At 44.2% G+C, this 24188-nt stretch carries 17 protein-coding genes and 2 pseudogenes; 16 read left to right on the forward strand and 3 right to left on the reverse strand.

Going from position 1 to position 24188, the window contains the following annotated elements; genetic code table 11:
• Positions 1–3: 3 nt before the first annotated feature.
• A complete protein-coding gene (gene bioB, locus M313_RS0110925) occupies positions 4–1014 on the reverse strand; it encodes a biotin synthase BioB (protein ID WP_010195128.1) in 1011 nt (336 codons plus the stop codon).
• A 271-nt stretch (positions 1015–1285) separates the two neighbouring features.
• On the opposite strand from bioB, the gene helD reads away from it, so the two are divergent.
• Positions 1286–3592 carry an RNA polymerase recycling motor HelD gene (gene helD / locus M313_RS0110930; RefSeq protein ID WP_029326450.1) on the forward strand — a complete coding sequence of 769 codons (2307 nt, stop codon included), beginning with the start codon at positions 1286–1288 and terminating at the stop codon, positions 3590–3592.
• Positions 3593–4028: 436 nt separating this feature from the next.
• On the opposite strand, the gene M313_RS0110935 is transcribed toward helD, so the two are convergent.
• Positions 4029–4580: a TVP38/TMEM64 family protein gene (locus M313_RS0110935; RefSeq protein ID WP_010195131.1), complete on the reverse strand. Its 552-nt coding sequence runs from the start codon at positions 4578–4580 to the stop codon at positions 4029–4031.
• Between the two features lie 102 nt (positions 4581–4682).
• On the opposite strand from M313_RS0110935, the gene M313_RS0110940 reads away from it, so the two are divergent.
• The 12 genes and pseudogenes from M313_RS0110940 to M313_RS0110995 all read left to right on the forward strand — a co-directional run bounded on the left by M313_RS0110940 (position 4683) and on the right by M313_RS0110995 (position 20359).
• Positions 4683–5018 carry a metal-sensitive transcriptional regulator gene (locus tag M313_RS0110940; RefSeq protein ID WP_010195132.1) on the forward strand — a complete coding sequence of 112 codons (336 nt, stop codon included), beginning with the start codon at positions 4683–4685 and terminating at the stop codon, positions 5016–5018.
• Positions 5019–5030: 12 nt separating this feature from the next.
• Positions 5031–5237, forward strand: a complete 207-nt coding sequence (gene copZ, locus M313_RS0110945) for a copper chaperone CopZ (RefSeq protein WP_010195133.1) — start codon at positions 5031–5033, stop codon at positions 5235–5237.
• A gap of 93 nt (positions 5238–5330) precedes the next feature.
• Positions 5331–7754, forward strand: a pseudogene (locus tag M313_RS23400) (heavy metal translocating P-type ATPase).
• A 24-nt stretch (positions 7755–7778) separates the two neighbouring features.
• Positions 7779–8648 (forward strand): DUF8832 domain-containing protein, encoded by an 870-nt coding sequence (locus M313_RS0110955; protein ID WP_010195137.1) that lies wholly within the window; start codon positions 7779–7781, stop codon positions 8646–8648.
• Positions 8649–8663: 15 nt separating this feature from the next.
• On the forward strand, positions 8664–9290 hold the full coding sequence (locus tag M313_RS0110960) for an NAD(P)/FAD-dependent oxidoreductase (RefSeq protein WP_010195138.1): 627 nt from the start codon (positions 8664–8666) through the stop codon (positions 9288–9290).
• A 138-nt stretch (positions 9291–9428) separates the two neighbouring features.
• Positions 9429–11633 (forward strand): beta-propeller domain-containing protein, encoded by a 2205-nt coding sequence (locus M313_RS0110965; RefSeq protein ID WP_010195139.1) that lies wholly within the window; start codon positions 9429–9431, stop codon positions 11631–11633.
• A gap of 549 nt (positions 11634–12182) precedes the next feature.
• Entirely contained in the window at positions 12183–13253 is a 1071-nt protein-coding gene (locus M313_RS0110970; protein WP_010195140.1) for a D-alanine--D-alanine ligase, read from the forward strand.
• A 458-nt stretch (positions 13254–13711) separates the two neighbouring features.
• On the forward strand, positions 13712–15073 hold the full coding sequence (locus M313_RS0110975; protein ID WP_010195143.1) for a UDP-N-acetylmuramoyl-tripeptide--D-alanyl-D-alanine ligase: 1362 nt from the start codon (positions 13712–13714) through the stop codon (positions 15071–15073).
• A 291-nt stretch (positions 15074–15364) separates the two neighbouring features.
• The gene (cshA, locus tag M313_RS0110980) at positions 15365–16888 is read left to right on the forward strand and encodes a degradosome RNA helicase CshA (protein ID WP_010195146.1); all 1524 of its coding nucleotides are present in this window, start codon (positions 15365–15367) and stop codon (positions 16886–16888) included.
• A 467-nt stretch (positions 16889–17355) separates the two neighbouring features.
• Positions 17356–18332: pseudogene (gene uvsE, locus M313_RS23405) on the forward strand (UV DNA damage repair endonuclease UvsE).
• A gap of 73 nt (positions 18333–18405) precedes the next feature.
• A complete protein-coding gene (locus tag M313_RS0110990) occupies positions 18406–18885 on the forward strand; it encodes a PH domain-containing protein (RefSeq protein ID WP_010195149.1) in 480 nt (159 codons plus the stop codon).
• On the forward strand, positions 18875–20359 hold the full coding sequence (locus M313_RS0110995) for a PH domain-containing protein (protein ID WP_029326451.1): 1485 nt from the start codon (positions 18875–18877) through the stop codon (positions 20357–20359). The genes M313_RS0110990 and M313_RS0110995 overlap by 11 nt, the downstream gene beginning before the upstream one ends.
• Before the next feature lie 36 nt (positions 20360–20395).
• Here M313_RS0110995 and M313_RS0111000 read toward each other — a convergent pair whose 3' ends face one another.
• A complete protein-coding gene (locus M313_RS0111000; protein WP_010195154.1) occupies positions 20396–21109 on the reverse strand; it encodes a rhomboid family intramembrane serine protease in 714 nt (237 codons plus the stop codon).
• A gap of 118 nt (positions 21110–21227) precedes the next feature.
• Here M313_RS0111000 and acpS point away from each other — a divergent pair, with 118 nt between their 5' ends.
• From acpS to alr, 3 genes are all read left to right on the forward strand, one after another.
• Positions 21228–21593 (forward strand): holo-ACP synthase, encoded by a 366-nt coding sequence (gene acpS, locus M313_RS0111005; RefSeq protein WP_010195159.1) that lies wholly within the window; start codon positions 21228–21230, stop codon positions 21591–21593.
• A 163-nt stretch (positions 21594–21756) separates the two neighbouring features.
• Positions 21757–22779, forward strand: coding sequence for a LolA family protein (locus tag M313_RS0111010; protein WP_010195160.1), 1023 nt, complete (start codon positions 21757–21759; stop codon positions 22777–22779).
• 189 nt (positions 22780–22968) lie between these two features.
• Entirely contained in the window at positions 22969–24138 is a 1170-nt protein-coding gene (gene alr, locus M313_RS0111015) for an alanine racemase (protein ID WP_010195161.1), read from the forward strand.
• Positions 24139–24188 lie beyond the last annotated feature (50 nt).

A 24188-nucleotide genomic window follows, 5' to 3' on the forward strand; every position in this document is an offset into this window, starting at 1 on the left:
TGCTTACACGCCGGCAAACTGCTGGCTTTCTGTTTCGAATGCATTTTCCTCAATCTCAAAACCAAGGTCTTTAATCATTTGGTGATCTTGGTTGGATGCTTGGCCGCTAGTGGTTAAATAGTCACCGACAAAGATAGAATTCGCCATGTAAAGCCCCATACTTTGAAGTGTACGAAGATTGTATTCGCGGCCTCCGGAGATTCTGATCTCTTTTGTTGGATTCACATAGCGGAACATCGCAAGGATCTTCAGGCATTTTAGGGGAGTCAGATCATCCATACCGGCAAGCTTTGTCCCCTCGATTGGATGCAGGAAATTGACTGGGATAGAGTCCGCATCTAATTCTTTTAGCGAAAATGCCATTTCTACGATATCCTCCAGCGTTTCACCCATTCCGCAAATTACACCAGAACAAGGGGAGATTCCTGCACTTTTCAGTGTTTCAAGTGTGCGGATACGGTCCTCGTAATCATGTGTCGTGGTAATCTCGCTGTGATGACCTTTACTTGTATTGATGTTATGGTTGAATCGGTCCACACCGGCTTCCTTCAAGAGCTTCGCTTGTGCATCGTTAACTATCCCCAAACATGCGCAAATCTTCATATTATCTACATCTTTTTTAATATCTTGAACCGCCTGCACCACTGTGTCCACGTCTCGGTTTGTAGGCTTTCGGCCACTCATGACGATGCAGTAGGTGCCGATTTTATTTTTCTTGGCCTCTTTCGCTCCGTCGACGATTATTTTTTTGCTGACAAGCGGATAGCTGTCAATTTCGGTGTCTGCTTTCATGGATTGGGAGCAGTAGCCGCAATCTTCTGGGCATAATCCGCTTTTTGCGTTAATGATCAGGTTCAGTTTTACTTTTTTTCCGTAGTAGTGTTTGCGGATATGAAAGGCTGATTGGATGAGTTCTAATACGTTGTCGTCGTCTTCGTTTAATATGCTTAAGGCTTCCTCGGGTGTTATGTGATAACCTTCTACCACTTTTTCTGCAAGCTGTTTCCAAGTCAAAGTAATCACTCCTAAATTATATGTAAACTAAAATATAATCTAAGTTTACATTTGTGTTCGGGAGCTGACAAGGGAAAGTAGCAAATCTGATGGAAAATTGCAAATTGTTTTGTAAGCGGTTATAATTATTTTTCCGGCAAAAAAGAACAGAAAACCGTTGTGTACTTTGAAAAGGTTCCTTAAGGGATAGTTACCATGAATGGAGAAAACTCTAGTTCATGGTTTTTTGCGTCTCTACATAAACCTGGGGAGTGTGAAGAGTTTGGCAGAAATGAAGAAAAAGCATCCTGACTTTAATCAGGAAGTAGAACGGCTTATCTTTACCAAAAAGTATATGGACATTGTCATCAAAGCAACAGAGTTGGATGAGGAATCGTTTAAATCCAGTTTTAAAGAAGCGTTGGATGGAACTGATTTTTCAGACAGTAGTTTAAGTTATTTGAACATGCTCACCAATGCGAACATGCTCCAGCGATCGACAGAAGAGATTCGCAGCCTCAAGAAAATCTACCATAAGCCCTACTTTGCCAGAATTGATTACAAGCGGGCTGGCAAAGAAGAAGAGGAAGTCCTTTACTTTGGAAAGGCCTCATTATTTGATCGAGAAACCCAAGACCCGATCATTGTTGATTGGCGTTCCCCGATAGCAAACCTATACTATGACGGCAGGCTTGGTGAAGTGGAGTACGAAGCGGAAGGGGAAACGTATGACGGGTACCTTTCCTTGAAACGTCAATATATTATGGAAGACGGCGAGCTCCAAGACATAAGGGATGTTGACCTGACAACGACAGACGAACTTCTACAAGAATCGCTTTCCGGAAGTTCCAGCAACCGCCTGACCGATATCGTCTCTACCATTCAAGAAGAACAAAATAGAATCATCCGCGCGGATTTAAATAAACCGATTATCGTGCAAGGAGCGGCAGGGAGCGGAAAGACGACCATAGCGCTTCACCGAATTTCTTATTTTATCTATACCTACCAGGATCAATTTCGACCGGAACAACTGATGATCCTCGCACCGAACAATCTATTCATCGACTACATCTCTGAAGTCCTTCCAGAGCTTGGGGTGGACCGGATCTTACAGACAACATTTATTGATTTTGTCTTAAGCTGCATTGGCAAAAAGGTGAAATTGCGACCTCCGTCCGAAAAGTTGATGGGCTTCATTAATCACGAATATGAAGATCCCGAAATGGTCCAATGGTTAGCAAGCTTCAAAGGCTCGCTCGAATTCAAAGACATCATCGACCGCTATCTATCTGACATCTTAGAAACACTCATTCCAACAGAAGATTTCTATCTGACTTCTAAATTCAAACTCTACACCGCTGAAAAAATGGAAAACCTGATTCGCAACGAATATACCTACCTCCCGTATTATCGTCGAGTGGAAAAGGTGAAAAGTGTTCTGCAAAACTATGTGCGTACAGAGAAAAAAGTACTGTTGCATAAAGTGGAGAGATTCTACGACAACAAACTCGACAAAGCTCTGTTCAATATGAACCTTGATCCTGCTAAACGAAAAAGCTATGTGACAAAAGCGATGGACAAAAAGGATGAGATGATAGAGGAGATTAAACGGGAATCCAGAACAGCCGTTAACGCTTTTATCCGCAAGCTTCCTAAGCACACACTTTTTCATTATTTTAAAGAGCTGGTAACAGACCGTGCCACTTTTTCGAAGTATGCAAGTGATTATTTGGATGACTATCAGATTAAGTACTTTGTCGACCATCAAGTGAAATTACATAGACAAAGGCAGTATGAGCTAGAAGACTTGGCAGGGTTACTTTATTTGCAGCACTATTTGTATGGGATAGATAAAGATTTGCGTGCTCGGAATGTGGTCATTGATGAAGCGCAGGATTACAGTTATTTTCAGCTGGCAGCGTTAAAAAGCGCGTTGGAAACGGATATGTTCACCATTGTAGGTGACTTGGCACAAGGAATCCATTCTTATCGCGGCATTCAGGATTGGAACAAGGTGAAGGAGGAAATTTTCCCAAGGGCTGCCTACACGACGTTGCAAAAAAGTTATCGTACAACAGTGGAAATCATGGAAACGGCTAATGACATTTTAAAGCTGTTGCCTTTTGAACTCCCAAAAGTGGAGCCTGTGGTGAGGCATGGTGCGAAACCGACCTTTCATAAATGGTCTACCTCTGGTGGGGCGGCTAAAATGGCGGGCATGCTAGAGGCGGAAATAGTGAAGTTGTATAAAGACGGTCGAAAAACGATCGCAGTGATTGGGAAAACCGAGAAGGAATGTAAGAAGATTGAGGGGATGCTTAGCAAATATACAGACTTAAAGGTGCAATTGCTCTTGGAAAATGAGGAAATCAACCAGGAGGATGTCGTCATTGTCCATGCGCAGTTGGCAAAGGGACTGGAGTTTGACGCTGTGCTGTTGTGCACGTTGGATGAGGTTTTCACCGAAACCGAAATTGACGTAAAGCTGTTATATGTGGCGATGACAAGGCCGCTGCATCATTTAAGTTTTTATGGAAATGACGAAAGTGACTTTTTGCTTGGGAGTGTGTCCGAGGGGAAGATCTTAATAGAAGAATAAACGAGCTGATACAGAGCCTTTTTAGTAGGGGCTCTGTTTTTATTAAAAAAGGAAAATTTATAATCCGGTTGATTTCCGTTCCAGGCGCTTCGCTTGCCTGCGGGCGGTCCGGAAGCCTCCTCACTCCGTTGCGGGGTCTTCCCTGTCCCTTCCTCCCGCGGGCGTCTACGCGCCTTCCACTCCAATCAACAAGATGGCTTCATTCATTTAAGGGTTTATGAAAAAGTATCTAACATCTACTCAATTTTCAGCTGTGGATTGGAGCAAATGGCGGAGACTCCTGAGGGAGATAGCGCTAGGTGGAGACCCCGCAGGCGTAAGCCGAGGAGGCTCCAGCAGCGCCCCTAGGAAAGCGAAGCCATTTGTGGAAAGGAACAGCGGCGTTTAAACAATCTTCAAAATTTTAAAACTGAATTTTCCTTATTTATCATACCAGCTATCTCTTCAAACGCCCGCGTAACACCAACACCACAACCCCAACCGCCACCAAAGCCAAGATTACCTTTCCGGCCGTATTCCATTGCAGTACCTGATACACAGAAACTGCCTCTAACATCAAAGCTGGAATCTTTCCGACCGTACTCGCAACGGCAAACCCCACCAAGCCTATTCTGCTTGTAGCTCCTGCCAATGTAACAAGTCCAGATGGCGCAAATGGGAATAATCGTAAAGCGAGAACTAACAAAAATGCTTCCCTGCCATCAGTCTCCTGCAATCTTACCAGCCATTTATTTTTCATCAACGCATCCGGTGCGAACTTCTTTATGCCTTTTCGATACAACCAAAAGCTTACAACTGCCCCAATCGATTCCCCTAAAAACGAAATCAACGTCCCCCACCAAAATCCAAAGAATGCCAGATTGGCAGCGGTAAGGAACACACTCGGCATAAAAGCGAGTATGCTTATGATGGTATTGAAAAGAATACTAAGTAGGATAGCAAACGGTCCTACTGCTGAAAACCATTCTAGTACTTGATCTTTCCACATGGTAACGTACCTCTTCTGAAGTTATTGTAAAATTATAAATTCAATTCCTTTACATACCGTATAGGGGTATGTTACTTTATAAGAGATAGGAGGTCAAGAACGATGGAAAACCTTCCAGTTGAAACTTTAAATGAAGAGTGTTGCCATACAGACAAAGGTGAGCGTAAAAGTCACCATTCTGAAGAACAAAAGAAGGCGTTGATCTCACGCTTGAACCGTATTGAAGGTCAGGTGCGAGGGGTTAAACGTTTGATTGAAGAGGACACCTATTGTGATGATGTGCTCACTCAAATCTCTGCAGTACAGTCTGCACTAAATGGACTTGGGAAAATGCTTTTAGAGGGACATATGAAATCCTGTATCGTGGAAAGAATTCAAGATGGCGATACAGAAGTGATAGATGAACTATTAGTAACAGTTAAAAGACTGATGAAATAAGGGGAGATAAAAATGGAACAAGTAACATTAAAAGTAAATGGTATGAGTTGCGGTCATTGTGTAAAAGCGGTGGAAGGAAGCGTTGGGGAACTTGAAGGTGTGAATTCCGTTAAGGTGGATCTTGCATCCGGAACTGTAGCGGTAGAATACAAAAGCGAGCAAGTAACAGTGGATAAAATTAAGGAAACAATCGACGAAGAAGGTTATGAAGTAGCATAATCTCTCTGGTCAGATACGTGCTTTTCTTACGAGAACAGCACGTTTTATTTGCAGAATAATATACCCCCTATAGGTATAAAGGAGGTCAGCATGATGAGTGATCAGAAGAAAAAAGAAACCAGATTACAGATAACGGGAATGACATGTGCTGCTTGTTCCACAAGGGTGGAAAGAGGATTGAACAAACTGGCCGGGGTGGAAACGGCCAATGTGAACCTTGCCCTTGAAAACGCATCTGTCATCTATGATCCGAAACAAGTATCTGAAAAAGACATTGAGAAAAAGATCCAGGACCTTGGCTATGATGTCGTGAAAGAAAAAGCAGAATTCCTTATCACCGGAATGACGTGTGCGGCATGTTCCAGCAGAATCGAAAAGGTGCTCGGTAAAATGGAAGGCGTGAATTCTGCTAATGTAAATCTTGCTTTAGAAAGCGGGACGGTGGAATATAATCCTTCCAAGCTAAAGCCGTCTGACATCATTGCCCTTATTGAAAAAGCGGGTTACGGTGCTACGGAAAAAGTAGAAAAAAGTGAAAGTGCCGAGAACTTCCGTCAAAAGGAATTAGAAAAGCAACAAGGCAAGTTTGTTTTCTCGTTAATCCTGACAGTCCCGTTGCTTTGGGCAATGGTGAGTCACTTTTCCATTACTTCTTTTATTTATCTGCCTGATATGCTGATGAATCCGTGGGTGCAGCTCGCACTTGCGACCCCTGTCCAATTTTTCATTGGCTGGCAATTCTACACAGGTGCTTATAAAGCGCTGAAAAATAAAAGTGCGAATATGGACGTATTGGTGGCACTCGGAACAACTGCAGCGTATGTGTACAGTTTGTATTTATCGGTTGAATCAATTGGTTCAGGTGCGCATATGGTCGAGCTGTATTTTGAAACAAGTGCAGTCATTATCACCCTAATTATTTTAGGAAAGCTTTTTGAAGTAAGAGCGAAGGGGCGCTCTTCCGAAGCAATCAAAAAATTGATGGGCCTACAGGCAAAAACGGCCCTTGTTTTACGAGATGGAAAAGAAATGGAAATTCCATTGGATGAGGTCCTGGTAGGAGATATCGTTTCTGTTAAGCCGGGGGAGAAAGTTCCTGTTGATGGCGAAATTGTCGAAGGGCAATCAGCGATGGATGAGTCCATGCTGACTGGAGAAAGCATTCCTGTCGATAAAAAATCAGGAGATTCTGTCTATGGTTCTACTATAAATAAGAACGGCTTCTTGAAAATGAAAGCAACAAAAGTCGGAAAAGAAACAGCCCTTGCTCAAATCATCCGGATTGTAGAGCAGGCACAAGGCTCCAAAGCACCGATTCAGCGCCTGGCAGATAAAATTTCCGGCATTTTCGTTCCAATTGTTGTGGGAATCGCGGTCCTTACTTTCTTAGTTTGGTATTTTATCGTCGATCCAGGAAACTTCGCGCAAGCATTGGTGAACTTGATTGCGGTTCTGGTTATTGCTTGCCCGTGTGCACTTGGCCTTGCAACGCCAACATCTATCATGGCGGGATCCGGACGGGCAGCCGAACTCGGTATCCTTTTTAAAGGCGGCGAGCACCTAGAGCAGACGCACCGCATTACAACTGTTGTGCTGGACAAAACAGGTACGGTGACAAATGGAGCACCTGTGCTAACCGATGTAAAGCTTGAAGCTGGTGAGGATGAAGCGACAATTCTTGCAATGGTTGGAGCAGCGGAGAAACAATCCGAACATCCACTGGCGCAAGCGATTGTAGAAGGAATCCAAGCAAAAGGTATCGAGTTTGGCTCTGTGGGGTCATTTGAAGCAATACCCGGCTATGGTATCGAAGCGGTCGTAGGAGAAGACACAGTGGTGATTGGTACGCGTAAATTAATGAACAAGCACCATGTCTCTGTTGAGCACGCGGAAGGAGTGGTCCGTGAGCTTGAAACGAATGGAAAAACGGCTATGCTCATTGCGGTGAATGGAGAATACAAAGGCATCATCGCGGTTGCAGACACCATAAAGGATACTTCTAAACAAGCAAGTAAAACGGTTAAAAGGATATGGGGCTGGAAGTTGTCATGATGACAGGCGATAACGAACGGACAGCAAAAGCCATTGCTCACCATGCCGGAATCGATCAAGTCATTGCCGAAGTACTTCCCGAACAAAAAGCGGAAGAAGTAGCAAAGCTTCAAAAAACAAGGCAAGAAAGTGGCAATGGTCGGCGATGGCATTAATGACGCTCCAGCCTTGGTAACAGCGGATATCGGAATGGCAATTGGAACAGGAACAGATGTCGCGATGGAAGCAGCAGACATCACGTTAATGCGCGGTGACCTAAACAGCATTGCCGATGCCATCATTATGAGTAAAAAAACCATTACTAACATCAAACAAAATCTATTCTGGGCATTTGCATATAACTCCATGGGAATTCCAATTGCGGCTTTAGGCTTCTTGGCGCCGTGGGTGGCAGGAGCAGCAATGGCATTCAGTTCGGTATCGGTTGTATTGAATGCACTCAGATTGCAAAAAGTGAAACTTTAATAAGGTCGATAAGGTGGGAACACGATGAAAAAATGGATTGGATCTGCGCTTGTTTATCTGTTGTTAGTGGTCGGAGGCTATACGGCGTATTCGTTTTATGCAAGTGAAAATGTATCGCAAGGTGAGGAAGGCAGTCATGAGGAACATCAGGATGAAGAAGCGCACGGTGAGGAAGAAGGACATGGTGAACATGAAGAGGAAGGGAATGACGGTGGGCACGACGATCATGGCGAACATGAAGGAGAGTCCGCTAGTGAAGTTCAAGCAGATTTAAAGCTAGATGGGGAAGAACTAACCATTACCCTGACAGATCTCGAAGGCAACCCAATGGATAGTCTTGAAGTAAATCACGAAAAACTGATGCATCTAATTGTAATCAGTGAGGATTTGGAGAAATTCAACCATTTACATCCAGAAAAGGTTTCTGAAGGTGTTTTTACAGCGAAGGCAGATTTGGAAGAAGGCATGTACCAGGCGTTTGTCGATATCAAGCCAAGTGAGCTGGATTATGTAAATGAAGCCCATCCAGTGATGGTAGGAGAGCATGGTGGGCATGAAGATGCTCATGTCCATTTAGATCCAGAAACACAATGGACGAAGGAACAAGAGGGCTATTCGGTAACACTTGATGTGAACAACTTTTCGGTAAAAGAAAACGTAGTGCTTTCTTTTGACATAGAAGGGGCAGAGCCAGAAGATTATCTTGGAGCGCTCGGACATGTGGTCGTGGTGGATGAAGCGCTAGACGAGTTTATCCATGTACACCCTCGCGAAGGGGAGGAACCAGTGTTTGAAGCGCACTTCAGCAAGCCTGGCATGTATAAACTTTGGGCCGAATTTAAACTGGACGGGAACGTTTACGCCTTCCCTTATGTGTTGGAAATCACAGAATAAAGGGGATTTGTTGGTATGGGAGAAAAACTAGTCAAGCTCGCGGTCAACGGAGGAATAGATTTTGGGGCTAAGTTGAATGGCAAACAGCTATTGATGCTTGCACGCTATATGGGAGAAGACCAGGAGTTAGAAGTCACCACCTTTCAACAATTGTATGTGGACGTTCCCGAGAGCAGCTTGGAAGTAGTGAAGGCCGACTTTGCAAGCGTCGGGCTCAGCTGCTATCCTGTCGGCAATTATGTCAAAAGTCTTCGCACCTGCAACTTCTGTAAGGGAGAGCTAGAAGAAGGGATGCCTGTGGCAAAAGAAATCAACCGCCGCATTGCAGGAAGACCGGTTCCTTTTACATTGAAGCCGGCCTATACAGGGTGTCCGGTCGGCTGCGGCGAGCCGTTGGTCAATGATATTGGCGTGATCAAACAACACGGTGAACGATTCGACCTCTATGTAGGGGGCAAAGCAAAGGGGCTTGATGCCAGAACAGGAGTATTGTTTGCAGGCGGGTTGGAGGAAGACGCGCTGTATGTATATATTGATAGATTGATAGATTTATATGTTGCAGAAGGCAAGAAGCGTGAGCAGTTTGCCAAGTTTGTCGGGCGTTACGGGCTTGATGAGCTGAAGGAGCAGGTAATGGCATAGGAAGTCGAGTAGTAGTGTTGCTCGGGAAGCCAGTGGATGAGTTTGATTGTCTGCTGGCTTTTTGTATTTTTATTTCCCTCCCTCCAATGTAACTTTTTTACATCCCCCTCGTCTAACGGTATAAAAGGGGGCAGTTACATGAAAAAAAAGGTAATTATCTTTTCTTCTATTATAGTAAGCCTGGCCATCATCTTCGCGTTCATCTATCAATCGAGAGAACCTTTCGCGGTTAATGGCACCGGCAATCCCTATTCCGAAAAAGACACGCAAACCGTACTCTCAGATAAAAAATGGTTGCTGACTTTTACCAAAGAGTTCAAACAAGAAAGCATCAAAGAAAATGAGTCTATCTATGTGACGGACAAGGACGGCAACAAGGTAGAAGCAAATCTGGAAGTTTCAAAAGACTTTGTCACAGTTTCTCCTCCAGAAGGCGGCTATGACCCAAACAAAGGACCATATGAGCTTCACATTAGCGGAGAAATTGAATCGGTGGACGGCAAAACGCTCGGAAAACAAAAGAAAATCAAATTCACGGCTATGAAACAATTGCCGACGGTTGCTTCCAATAAAGAACTAAATTCATTGTTAACAGCCCGACTGGAACAAATGAAACAAGAGAGGGAAGAAAGTAAACAGTTCTTTAACTTTGGTAGGAGTGGCGATGAATCAACATCAAGCTCTGAGGACAGTGACGGCGCTGCAAATGCCGATATGGCAACCGAAAGCGAATCCAGCAGCAGTGGCAGTCCAGACGGCCATTCCGAAACAAACGTTCAGGTTCAAGGAGTGGATGAAGCGGACATCGTAAAAACAGATGGCGACTTCATCTATCAAGCAACCGATCAAAAGTTAAAGATTACAGAGGCAGACCCTGTCGAAGAAATGACGGTGCTGACAGAGCTACGTTATAAGGACTTTAATCCGTATCAACTGTTTTTGGATGGCAATCAGCTAGTGGTCATCGGTCATTATTGGGATGAAAAGATGATGTATGGCGGCTATGGTGAAGGTAAAAGTAGTGAAGGCGATATGATCATGCCGATGCATGAGGCAACGAAGGCCATTGTTTATGATATTACAGACCGAGCCAATCCAACTGTTCAAAAAACAGTCACCCTAGAAGGGGGTTATGTCTCAAGCAGGAAGATAGATAACCACGTTTACTTAATCACAAACAAGTACGCTGATTTTTGGATGCTAGAAGAGCACCCTGAGGCAGATTTGAGACCGCGAGTATCTGATACACAAGGGGAGGAAGAAGGAGATTTGAAAGGTGTCCCTTATGAGGATATCCGTTATTTTCCTGATTCTACAGAGGATAATTTTATGACAATTGCCACCCTCGATTTGAATCAACCACAAGAGGATGCGGCCATTACAACGTATGTGGGCAGTGGAAATCAGATTTATATGTCAAAAGAAAACCTATATGTCGCGGTGCCGAACTATGGGTATGGGCCGAACTGGGCAAATAATGAAAGTACGGAAGTCTATAAATTTGCGGTTGATGGCATGACTGTTGAATTCCGGGCCAATGGAGCCATTCCAGGTCATCTTTTAAACCAATTTTCCATGGATGAGTATAAAGGGCACTTTCGAGTGGCCGCAACTAAGGGGCAGGCATGGGATGAAAGCTCGCCGTCAAGCAACCACCTCTTTATTTTAGATGGTGGAATGAATGTCGTCAGCAGTGTGGAAGACTTGGCAAGGGGAGAGCGCATCTATTCTGTCCGCTTCATGCAGGATAAGGCGTATGTGGTGACGTTCAAGGAAGTAGATCCACTATTTGTCTTTGACCTGAGCAACCCGGCTGAGCCAAAAGTGCTTGGGGAATTAAAGATCCCCGGTTTCAGTAATTACTTGCACCCGTATGATGAAAATCATTTGATTGGTTTTGGCTATGATACGAAGTTGGAAAAAGATCAATGGGGAACACGGGTGTTGACAAACGGGGTGAAGATTTCCTTGTTTGATGTGAGTGACCCGACAAATCCGCTTGAAAAACATACAGAGATTATCGGTGGGCAATCTACCAATTCGCCGTTAAATCACGATCATAAAGCACTTCTTTTCAACAAAGATAAAGATATTTTCGCCTTTCCAATCACCAAGTATAACGAAAATCAAAAAGATGGCAGCTACCGCCTCGATTTTGAAGGGGCAATGGTATATGGAATTGATCCAGAAAAAGGGTTTACCCTGCACACCAAAATAACGCATCAGCAGGAAAACACGTTATATGAAGACTGGGAGAACATGGTCCAACGTATTCTTTATATCGATGACCACCTCTACACCGTTACCCCAAAAGAAATAAAGGCGACTAAAATTACATGGTAGTAGAGTGAAGAGAAACTTGAAATTATTTAAAAACCAGGTTGATTGGAGTGGAAGGCGCGCAGACTCCTCGAAAATGCTAACGCATTTTCTTCGTGCGATGAACTGCTGTCGAAGCTTTCCTTGTCCTATGGGAGGAAGGGACAGGGAAGATCCCGCAGGGCTTGCCCGAGGAGGCTTCCGGACCGCCCAGGGAAAGCGAAGCGCCTGGAACGGAGATCAACCCGATTATGTAACTATAAAAATTTGAGAGAGCGGATCGCCCCCGCTCTCTTTTTTCACGAAAAAGCAGGAAATAATGACAACAATCGCCGGCATTTTATTTCCTAGGAAAAGAAACTTGTCGAAAATAATCTAGGCATTTAGGTTTGCGGGCAACACCTCAGTGGAATGACATTCATATATTAAGGAAAAAGATTTTATCTTTTCCACCTACTTAAATGGACGAAGCAGTTTCGAATTCTTGTATGTAGGTGCTATAATGAAATAATTGAAGTAAGGACATAAAGGTGAAAAATATAAAATAGATCATCTCTTTGAGGGGGAAGCAATATGAAAACAAAATTGCATTTATTATATGGCGGGAAATCAGCGGAACACCAAGTTTCCTTGCAAACAGCATTAGCTGTAACAAAGGCTATAGATACAGATAAATTTGAAGTATATCCGTTATACATAACGGAAACAGGAGAATGGAAGCGCGGTGGCTTGTTGAATGGACCGGCAGAGAGCGTACACCAACTGAAGCTGGAAGAGGGCGGCACAACCATCGCACCTCTTGCATTGACATACGAAGAAGAAACGGAACAGACGCAAACAGTCGTGTTCCCACTATTACATGGCCCGAACGGGGAAGACGGAACAGTTCAAGGAATGTTGGAACTTTTAAACCTTCCTTATGTAGGAAACGGTGTGTTGGCATCATCAGCTGGAATGGATAAAGTTATCATGAAAAACCTTTTCGACCAAGCAGGACTGCCACAAGTTGGCTATGCACACTTCCTTCGTTCTGAATGGGAAAAGGCTGCAGATACAACATATGAAAAGGTAGAATCTGAGCTTGGGTATCCATGCTTTGTTAAACCTGCAAACTTAGGGTCCAGTGTTGGGATCAGTAAAGCGAAAAATCGCGAAGAATTGGAAACGGCTTTCCGTGAAGCGTTCGACTATGATCGCAAAATCATCGTGGAACAAGGCTTGGAAGGTGCACGTGAAATCGAGATTGGCGTCCTTGGTAACGACGAGCCGGAATGCTCGGTGATTGGAGAAATCGCTCCTAAGACAGAGTTTTACGATTACAAAGCAAAGTATGAAGATGGCGATACGGCCATGATCATCCCTGCGGAGATCAGTGAAGACATCTATGAGCAAGTAAAAGAAATGGCTATTACTGCTTTTAAAGCAATTGATGGAGCGGGCCTTGTTCGCGCAGACTTCTTTTTAACAAAAGAGGGTAAACTGTACATCAACGAAGTCAACACAATGCCAGGTTTCACCCCGTTCAGCATGTTCCCATTATTATGGCAGCATACTGATGTGTCCTACCCACAACTAATCGAAAAACTAGTAGGATACGCACAACAACGCCACGAAGAAAAACAAAAAATCAAGCATACATTTTAATAAAAAGATTTCTCCTGTAGATTGAAGTGCAAGGTGTGAGACTCCAGCGGGGGAGTAACGGTAGGTTGAGACCCCACAGGCGAAGCCGAGGCCATTGAAAAACTGATATATCATGTGCTTAGTTAATATCTAGCTGTGGATTGGAGCAAAAGGCGAAGACTCCTGAGGGAGATAGTGCTAGGTGGAGACCCCGCAGGCGTAGCCGAGGAGGCTCCAGCAGCGCCCCTAGGAAAGCGGAGCCATTTGCGGAAATCAACAGCGGTGTCTAAACAACATATTAAATCAGTTACATTTTCAGTGGCCCCGGCGAAGCCGAGGATGCTCAAGCACCGTCCTCTGGATAAGCGAACACCTGGAACGGAAATTTAAACAGGCAGGGGTTGGGTCATCACGAGAAAAGTATAAACGCGTGATGTCAGCTCCTTCTCTGTGTATAGAGAATAGGAGGGACGCCAAAAATGATTAAAAGAACACTAAAACAAATACAAGAAATGGCGCAAGGCCAGCCAATCTCTTCAGAATACAGCGCCATCGTGGTAGAGGGCGTATCAAAAGATACACGTGAAGACATGAGCGGGAAATTGTACATACCGATTATCGGGGAGAATTTTAACGGCCATGCATTTGTCCGTGATGCCATCGAGAAAAAAGGCGCGGTTGCTTCCTTCTGGCAAAAAGACCAACCAGAGCCTCCAACAGACCTGAACCTTATAGTTGTGGACGACACCATCGAAGCGTTGCAACACCTAGCAAGCAGTTATCGAAACCAAATCGGTATGAAGGTAGTGGGAATCACCGGAAGCAACGGGAAAACCACCACAAAAGATATGGTCACTTCTGTGTTAGAGACAACATTCCGCGTGCATAAAACGGCTGGAAACTACAATAACCATATTGGCTTGCCGTTAACGATTCTTTCCATGAAAGAGGATACGGAAGTTGCAGTGTTGGAAATGGGGATGAGTGGCCGAGGAGAAATCGAGCTGCTTTCATCTATCGCCAAGCCAGACGCTGCCGTTATCACCAATATCGGGGAGTCTCATATGCAGGATCTCGGCTCGCGTGAAGGAATCGCAGAAGCTAAACTTGAAATTGCTGCCGGCCTTAAGCAAGATGGCAAGCTCATCATCAATGGTGATGAACCGTTATTGACAGACAGAGTGGGAGGCAAGACCAACGTCATTCCGTTTGGATTGAAGGCTAACAATGACTACCAGGCAAAAGACATCATGTTGAAAGGGATAGGCACTCATTTTATAATAGAAGAAACAGAGTACTTCATCCCGGTACTTGGTGCCCACAATGTGACAAATGCCCTTGCTGCCATCATCGTCGGAGAACTTTTTGGTGTGTCTGAGGAGAACCGAAAAAAAGGCTTGGAGCAACTTGTCATCACGGGAATGAGGAATGAAGTGGTGGAGACCTCCGGTGGTTGGACGGTCATCAATGATGCCTACAACGCAAGTCCTACGTCCATGAGAGCTGCATTGGATTTATTGGGCAGCCTCGACGGATATGGGAAAAAGATTGCCGTTCTTGGTGATATGCTGGAACTTGGTGACATGGAAAAGACTTTTCACCATGAGATTGGGCAATATGTAAAAGATAAGAATGTGGATTATGTCTTCACATTCGGTGCCCTCGGCATGGAGATTGCAAAAGGTGCCCAGGAAGTGATGGAACCTTCTCATGTGAAACCGTTCATGAACAAGCAAGAATTAACCCGCGAACTGCGGCCGCTTTTAGAAAATGGTGATGTGGTGATGGTAAAAGGTTCACGAGGCATGAAATTAGAAGAGGTTATTGAAGGAATCAAGTAATTCCTTATTTTCAAGGAATACAAAGTTCTTTTAAAGAGAAAATTAATAGTAAGCATGCTGCATTTGATCAAAGTTGTGCGGAAAGAAAAATATTTTGCCGATTTATTCGGCAGAGGGGCGCGATTGAAAGCGCAACCTCCTATAAGTTGGCATTAACCTTTATTGCTATTTAGTAGCCAAAGTGTTATGATAACAGGTAATGTGTTTAATATGTCTACTTATAAAGATTAGGCAAGCGCCCAGACGCGTGCCTAATTTATTAATTTGTATAGATAAAGGAGTAGGAATAATTTGGCGTTATTTAAAGAATTAGGTTTATCAGAAGATATAATGAAGTCTATCGACAGAATGGGGTTTGAAGAAGCTACCCCTATCCAATCGGAAACGATTCCTGTTGCATTAACTGGTAAAGATGTTATCGGTCAAGCTCAAACAGGTACAGGTAAAACGATTGCATTTGGTCTTCCATTGCTTGAAAATGTAGATGTGACAAACGAATCCATTCAAGGTATCGTTATCGCACCGACTCGTGAATTAGCTATCCAGGTTGCTGAAGAAATTTATAAAGCTTCTTACCATAAACGTGCTCGTGTTCTTTCCGTATTTGGAGGACAGGACATCAGCAGACAGATTCGTTCATTGAAAAAGAACCCTCACATCGTAGTTGGTACTCCAGGTCGTTTACTTGACCATATCAACCGTAAGACTCTTCGTCTTCAAAATGTGAACACAGTTGTTCTTGATGAGGCAGATGAAATGCTGAACATGGGATTCATCGAGGATATCGAAAAAATCCTTGCTGAAACACCAGAAAAGAAACAAACATTACTTTTCTCTGCTACAATGCCTGCACCAATCCGTGCAATCGCTGAGCGTTTCATGAGCGAGCCTGTAAATGTAAAGGTACAAGCGAAAGAACTAACAATATCCAATATCCAACAATTCTACGTGGAAGTTCCGGAAAAGAAGAAGTTTGACACATTGACTCGTCTTCTTGACATCCAATCTCCAGAGCTTGCTATCATCTTCGGCCGTACAAAACGCCGTGTAGATGAGCTATCTGACGCATTGAACGTGCGCGGATACTCTGCAGAGGGAATTCACGGTGATCTTTCTCAAGCGAAGCGTATGAGTGTACTTCGCAAGTTTAAAGAAGGTTCCATTGATGTGCTTGTTGCAACAGACGTAGCTGCTCGTGGACTTGATATCTCTGGTGTAACACACGTTTACAACTTCGACATCCCGCAAGATCCTGAAAGCTATGTTCACCGTATTGGACGTACAGGTCGTGCTGGTAAGAGCGGATTGGCGATCACATTCGTTAGCCCGCGTGAAGTTAGCTACTTGCACCATGTAGAACGCGTAACAAAACGTAAAATGGATAAATTGAAGGCACCAACTCTAGACGAAGCACTAGAAGGCCAACAAAAAATGTCCATGGAAAAATTAACGCAAGCTGTTGAAGCAAAAAACCTTGGTTTTTATCGCAATGCAGCTGAACAATTATTAGAAGAGCACGATGCAATAACACTTGTATCTGCAGCTCTGAAATTGTTCACAAAAGAGCCGGACGAAACTCCAATCCGTCTTACTGAAGAAGCTCCAATGCACTCAAGAAGAGGCGGCGGCGGTGGTGGTGGCCGTGGCGGCGACCGTAACCGTGGTGGCGGAAAGAGCTCTAGCAGCGGTGGAAAAGGCGGCTGGAACAAACGCTCCGACAGCCGTGGCGGCAAGCCAGGCGGCGGTTCTGGTTCAAGAGACGCAAACGCTAAGCGCCAAGGCTACAAACGTTCTTCTCGCAAAGAGCGCGTATAATTAGCATTTTAATTGCAGAAGCTCGAAAACTGACTGGGATAACCGGTTGGTTTTCGAGCTTTTTTATTGTTGGTGGGGGGTGCCGCCAGTGAGGTGAATTGTAAATAAAAGGGTTCTATACCCCCGAATGGAGAAGGGACCGGGTTGGAAGGGCAGATAGAACGGTTCTATACGCCCGAACGACCAAGAAATCGGAGTGAATGGTCAAATAGAACGCCTCTATACGCCCGAACAATCAAGAAATCGGAGTGATTGGTCAAATAGAACGCCTCTATATGCCCGAACCCTCACACAATCAACGCGAAACGTCCAATAGAACCCATATAAATTCCAGTTCTCCTAATTTACAACCCAACTCCCTCCATATAAACCCGCCAACAGACCATCACCCAAAAAGAACAAATCTCCCCTCACTTGGGCATACTACCTCTAAACAATTCCCAACCAAAAGGAGGTCCCATACCACCATGACCATCGTAAAACTCGGCTACGTCGCCATGAGCGTGCATCTCACCAACGCTTCCCCGTCCAAAACGATGACCTTTGCTCAGTTCAGTAAAATCAAGGACCGGGACGCAGCAATCGAAAAGCTAGAACGCATCTCAGTTGAAAACCTAGAAAACTGCCTGCGCCTACTCAAGCACAATGTCGCAAACGATATTCGATTTTTCCGGTTCAGCTCCAAACTGATTCCGCTCGCAAACCACGAAGAGGTGAACGACTGGAAATTTATGCGGCCGCTAAAAGAAATCCTATCCCAAATAGCCGACTATATCGAAGAAAACCCGATGCGTGTAGATTTTCACCCGGATCATTTTGTGCTGCTGAATTCTAAAGAAAAAAGAAATCATCAACCAGACCATCAAGACGCTCAGTATGCACCGCTCTCTTTTAAAAGGAATGAGGGTTCCCACACAGCACCGTTGTGTCCTTCATATTGGTGGGGGGTATGATGATAGGGAGCTGGCGCTTGAGCAGTTTATCCATAATTTTTGCGCTTGTACCGCAACCTATTCAGGAAATGCTGATCCTTGAAAATGATGATACGACATTCCACTTGCGCGATGCTTTATATGTTTGTGAAAAACTGAATGTGCCGCTTCGTTTTTGATTATCACCATCACCTTGCGCATTTTGATGAGGATGCAGAGGGGTGGGAAAAAGATTGGGACCGAGTAGTGCAAACGTGGGAGCATTCGTCCCTGCCTGTGAAGATGCATATATCAAGTCCGAGGGACGAAAAGAACTTCCGTGCACATGCCGATTATGTGGATCCTAAAATGTTTATGGATTTCCTCCAAAGGGATCAAAGGAAGCGTGCCCGAAATCCATTGCATGATTGAGGCGAAGAAAAAGGATGAAGCACTATTTTCAATTGATGAAAGAAATGAAAAGTTATCCTGAAATAGAGATTATTGACGGTGCTTCCTTCAAATTTAAATAGAATTTTCCAACAGAGGGCATCCATAGTATACTAGGAAAAGCGATAGCTAGAAAGTGATTTGGAGGGAGAGCAAATGAGGCCGGAGCCTAATCAGATGATAGATAGAAAAGCTTTGTCGGTATGGAGAATCTCCGCCGCACTGAATTCTATATTTTACGTCCTGCTTATTGTGGGGTATTGGTTTATACAACGTTCATTTGAATTCCCTTGGTGGACACTGCTAATTGCGGGGGTTCTGTTTGTACTGATTTTCTTATTTACCGTCGTTATTTTCCCATCTATGCAGTGGAAGCGCTGGCGATTTGAAGTGCATGAACATGAAATTGACTTGCAACATGGCATTTTTATCAAAAAAAGAACCTTGGTGCCGATGGTCCGGGTCCAACATGTTGATACACGGCAGGGGCCGATTTTGAAAAAGTTCCACCTCTCCACGGTGCTCATTTCAACCGCGGCAACCATTCATGAGATACCGGCTCTTGACGAAGAACAAGCAGACAAAGTCAGGGATTACATATCAAGGCTTGCGAGGGTGACAGAAGATGATGTCTGATAAAAAGAGGATGCATCCGGCCGCCATCGTTGTAGCTTTTTTCAAACAACTGCGTGAGCTTTTGTTTCCGATTATTATTTTCGTATTCTTTGGGAGTAGTTCTGGAGAAGGTTTTTTCAGCATCATTTACATAGCTGTAATGGTTTTATGGTTCGCGGGTTTAATTGCAATCGGTGTGGTCTCTTGGTATCGATTTTACTATTGGATAGAAGATGGGGAGCTGCGTATGGAATACGGTGTTTTTGTGAAAAAACGCCGGTTCATCCCGCAAGAGCGGATTCAGACTTTGGATACTTCGGAAGGGATTATCCAGCGTATCTTCGGTTTAGTAAAAGTGCAAATAGAAACAGCCGGTGGCGGAACGGAAGCGGAAGCAAGTTTGACGGCTGTAACAAAACACGAGGCAATCAGGCTGAGGGACGCTTTATTGTATTACAAAAATAAAGACGAAAACGTTGATGTATATGGGCCGAAACTGCCTGTTCAGCAAGAACCGAGCGCGGAGCCTGTAGAAAAGCCAACATATAAAGCATCCTGGAAAACACTCTTTATTGTGGGAACAACTTCAGGTGGGATCGGTGTTGTGTTGTCGGCGGTCATCGCGTTCACTTCCCAATTCGATCAATTTGTCCCATACGAGGATATTATCGACCGTTTTGGGATGGTCTTGCAGACAAGTGTGTATTTGATTGCCTCGATCGTTTTTGTTGTACTGTTGGTGTCATGGCTTATCTCTATTGTGATGACCATGTTTAAATACGGTAATTTCACTGTCACTAAGCAAGACGATGAACTGCTAATCTCAAGGGGGATAATCGAAAAACGGCAATTGACGATTTCCTTGAAAAAAATACAAGCAATTAGGATTTCACAAAACCTCTTACGACAACCTTTCGGATATGCCACCGTTTATGTGGAGAGTGCAGGAAGTTCAGGAGGGAAAGAGTCTGACTTTTCCACGATCCTATTTCCGTTGTTGAAGGTTTCTGAAGTGGAAGCCCATTTGAAGGAGTTCGTCCCGTCGTACTTTCTGGCACAAGAGGTTCACGGTCTGCCGAAGAGGTCGGTGATTCGGTATCTTATCCGTTTAATGGTCCCTGCAACACTCTTATCTATTCCGATTGCCTATTTCTTTCAACCGTATGGGTATCTTGCCTTTTTGTCTGTGGCGGTTGCCGGATTGCTAGGCTACAGCCAATATAAGGTTGCAGGATGGGCAATGGAAAATGAGCAACTTCAACTTTCTTATCGACATTTAAGTAAGAACACTGTGCTTGTGCGTAAAAAAAGAATTCAATCCTTTGAATTGCGGGAGTCATTTTTTCAAGGGAAAAGAAAACTGTTTACAATTAAAGCTGCCATTAAAACCGGTCTTGGAGGCAAAAATTTTCAAGTGGTGGATGTGGAGCAGCTTGACGGCGAACAAATTTACGAGTGGTATTCTTATGAAAAAAAGCAAGGGGATGTCATGTGAGGTGACAACCCTTGCTTTTGTTTTTGAAAATAGAATTTACATAAACCTTGAAAGAATTCCAAACAACACTAATGCGCCTAAGACGATCCAAAAAATATTTTGTTTTCCGCCTCGTGGTGCGCTCGGTCTGCCGATATTAGGGAATATGGCGCGCAATGATCTAGGAGATGTGGCTGGTCCTCTTCCCAGGAAAAATGGTGCTAACACGGTACCGGCAAAGAATCCGAATAAGTGCGCAATCCAATTGATATTAGAATTCAGGAAGGTCATCACAAGCCCGACTCCCAAAATGGTCAAAATAACTTGGGAATTTGCTCTGTCCAATAGGTCCGGTCGTAAGAATACCATGTAAAAATAGAGGCCGAATATCGCAAATATGGCACCGGAAGCTCCGAGATGACTGTAAATGTCAGGTTTTAATAGTAGGGTGGCAACGTTTGCTAGAATACCACCTAATAAATAGAAGGTAATAAATTTCCCTTTTCCTAACATCCGCTCTACGGCCGGTCCGAACAGGACAAGCGACAGGGAGTTAAATAAGAAGTGAGTCAAGCTGGCATGCAGGAAAATTGGGGTAACTAGCCGCCACCATTCTCCTTGCCATATAAATAGGTTGAATCCGACGGTAAGGTTTAAGAAAGTCGGAGAAAATTGTACAACCAGCCAAAGTATAAGGTGGATGGCAACAATTGTGGTAATAATAGGATATAATCTTCTAAAAGTACGAAAGTTTTCCGTTCGGACGAACATCCGCTTCACCCCTTGTTCTTTAAATTAGCTCTTTTCAGATTATCATGTTAGCTCCTAAAAGTCTTTTTAGGAGAATCAGAAAATATATCATTACTATATGAAAGAGGTTGGTCAAAGTATGATTATCGGAACTGGAATCGACATTGTGGAGCTTGGGCGCATCGAGAAATTGATGAACCGCCAACCTAATTTTGTGGACCGTATCCTCACACCGCTGGAAAAAGAGAGGTTCATAACGCTAAGTGAAAAACGAAAAGTGGAATTCCTCGCAGGTCGCTTTGCGGCAAAGGAGGCCTTTTCCAAGGCGAAAGGAACAGGCATAGGGAAGGAACTCAGTTTTCAAGACATGACTATAGGGTCAACGGAGAAAGGGAAGCCGTATTTTTCTGAGCCTGAAATAACAGGTGGTAATGTCCACTTGTCCATTTCCCATAGTGATCAATATGCCATCGCCCAAGTAATTATCGAAAGCTTGTCAAGCTAGTCTGCATAATCCCCGAAACTGGCTCATATACATAATTCAGAAAGGAGACAAGGTGTACAAGTAGAGGTTCTGCCTACCTGTGTCTGGAGGGATGGCCTGGTATCTCTGCACTCTCACTTTTCTCTAAGATAATCATGTAATGAAGGCAAAGGGGATGAATAATTTGAGAAAAGCATGGCTATTGGTAGTGGTTGGCCTTGTGAGTATCCTTGTTCTCGCAGGGTGCGGTACGAAATCGCAAGAAGATGTAACAGCTTCACTTGGTGCCAAAGTAGAAGAGATGAAGGGGTATGAATCAAATGCGAAGATGACCCTTCAAACTGGAGCGGAGCCACAAGTGTACGAGGTGCAAATCGGTCACAACAAACCGAACTATTACAAAGTAAATTTGAAAAATGCGGAAAAAGATCAAAGCCAGATCATCATCCGCAATGACGAAGGTGTATTTGTCTTAACACCGGCGCTTAACAAGAGCTTCCGCTTCCATAGCGAATGGCCGCAAAACAGCAGCCAGGCTTATCTGTTTGAGTCGCTTGTAAATGACATCAAAAATGATCCGGAAGCGAAATTCACCGCAACAGAGGAACATTATGTATTTGAAACGAAAACAAACTATCAAAATAATAAGCTTCTTCCGACTCAGGAGATTACACTGAGCAAAAAAGACTTGTCACCTGTTTCTGTAAAGGTGATGGATCCAGATAAAAAGCCGTTGGTTCTAGTGGAATTCTCTGATTTCAAATTTGATGCAAGCTTTGATGCCGACGCATTTGATGTGAAAAAGAACATGACGGGTGCCCGTGCAAGCCTAGAACTGCCTGCATCTGGCCCGGTTACCGAAGAGTCGGATGAATTTTCCGCTATGACACCGCTAGATACGCCAGCCGGTACGGATCTTAAAGAAGAAACCGTCGTGGAAACAGCAAATGGAAAACGCGTCGTCATGACGTATGAAGGCACCAAGACCTTTACGTTGATCCAAGAGAAGGCGCGCAACTCCGAAGTGCCGACATCCCAGCTTGTCAACGGAAACCCAGCGGACCTAGGCTTCACAGTCGGCGCCATGACAGAAAACAGCCTAACATGGACCTACCAAGGCGTAGACTTCACCCTAGCATCCAAAGACCTCTCCCAAGAAGAAATGCTCATGGTCGCCCGCTCCGTCCAAGGCGCAGCCATCAAATAAACAAACAACAATCAGCAGGCCCGTTGCAGACGGGCCTGTATTTTTTTTTCGAAAAGGGGTCAGACCCTCACAGGAATTTCGCTCTCTATGTCGAAGGGGCTTTCTTCACATGACTTTGGGGCGTTTTTTGGTTATGATAGGTACATATTAATTTGAGGTTGTAGATAGGTAAAGGAAGTGCTAAGGAAGATGTCGAGCTTTCATCGGGATACTTGGGTTGAGGTAGATTTGGATTGTATTTATGAAAATGTGCAGGCGATACAGGAGCATGTGACAAAGGATGTCACGGTGATTGCGGTCGTGAAGGCGAATGCATATGGGCATGGAGATGTGCAAGTGGCAAACGTGGCGTTGGAAGCAGGTGCAAAGTATCTTGCTGTTTCTTTTTTAGATGAGGCGATGTCTTTAAGACAGCAAGGAATAACGGCACCAATCCTTGTACTCGGTGCTTCAAGGGTTTCAGACCTGCCGCTTGCTGCGAAAGAGGATATCACGCTTACGGTTTTCCAAAAAGAATGGGTAGAAGAAGCAACTTCCGCATATCAAGGTACAGAAGTGGTTAAACTGCACCTGAAGCTAGATACGGGGATGGGAAGAATAGGGGCGAGAACACAAGAAGAAGTCGCCCAAATACTAGAGTTGATTGACAAAGCCCCAAACCTGCAAATTGAGGGGATTTATACGCATTTTGCTACCGCGGATGAGTTGCAATCAAGTTATGTGGAACAACAATTTGAAAGGTTTCACTCTTTGTTAAATCAAGTCACAAACCAATACAGCATCCCGATGATCCACTGCGGAAACAGTGCCACTACGCTAAGATTTCCTACAAGGATCTTCAATGCGGTACGTGTTGGGATAGCGATGTATGGGCTAACGCCATCACTGGAAATGGAACCAGAACTGCCTTTTCCGCTAAAAGAGGCATTCTCCCTTCATACCAAACTTGTACATGTAAAAAAATTATCCATTGGTGAGAGCGTCAGTTATGGGGCCACCTACACGACAAAAGAAGAAGAATGGATCGGAACGGTGCCGGTTGGTTATGCGGATGGATGGATTAGAAAATTACAAGGAATGAACATTCTTGTAGACGGAAAGTTCGCTCCAATTGTTGGAAGAATCTGCATGGACCAGTTTATGGTTAAATTGCCACATGAACTTCCAATTGGAACCAAGGTGACGCTTATAGGAAAACAGGACGGCAAGAAGATCAGCTCAAACGATGTTGCTGCCAAGCTTGACACCATCAACTACGAGGTGCCGTGTATGATCAGCTACCGTGTGCCCCGCATGTTTTTGCGGAATGGGAGTATAATGGAAGTGAGAAACTATTTGCAAGACAAACCATTAGAATAGTAAATGGTAATTTTCTGCATAAAAAAGGGTTTATATAGTGATAATAGAGA

The organism is Bacillus sp. m3-13 (genome assembly GCF_000175075.1).
Lineage (GTDB): Bacteria > Bacillota > Bacilli > Bacillales > Bacillaceae_I > Sutcliffiella_A > Sutcliffiella_A horikoshii_C.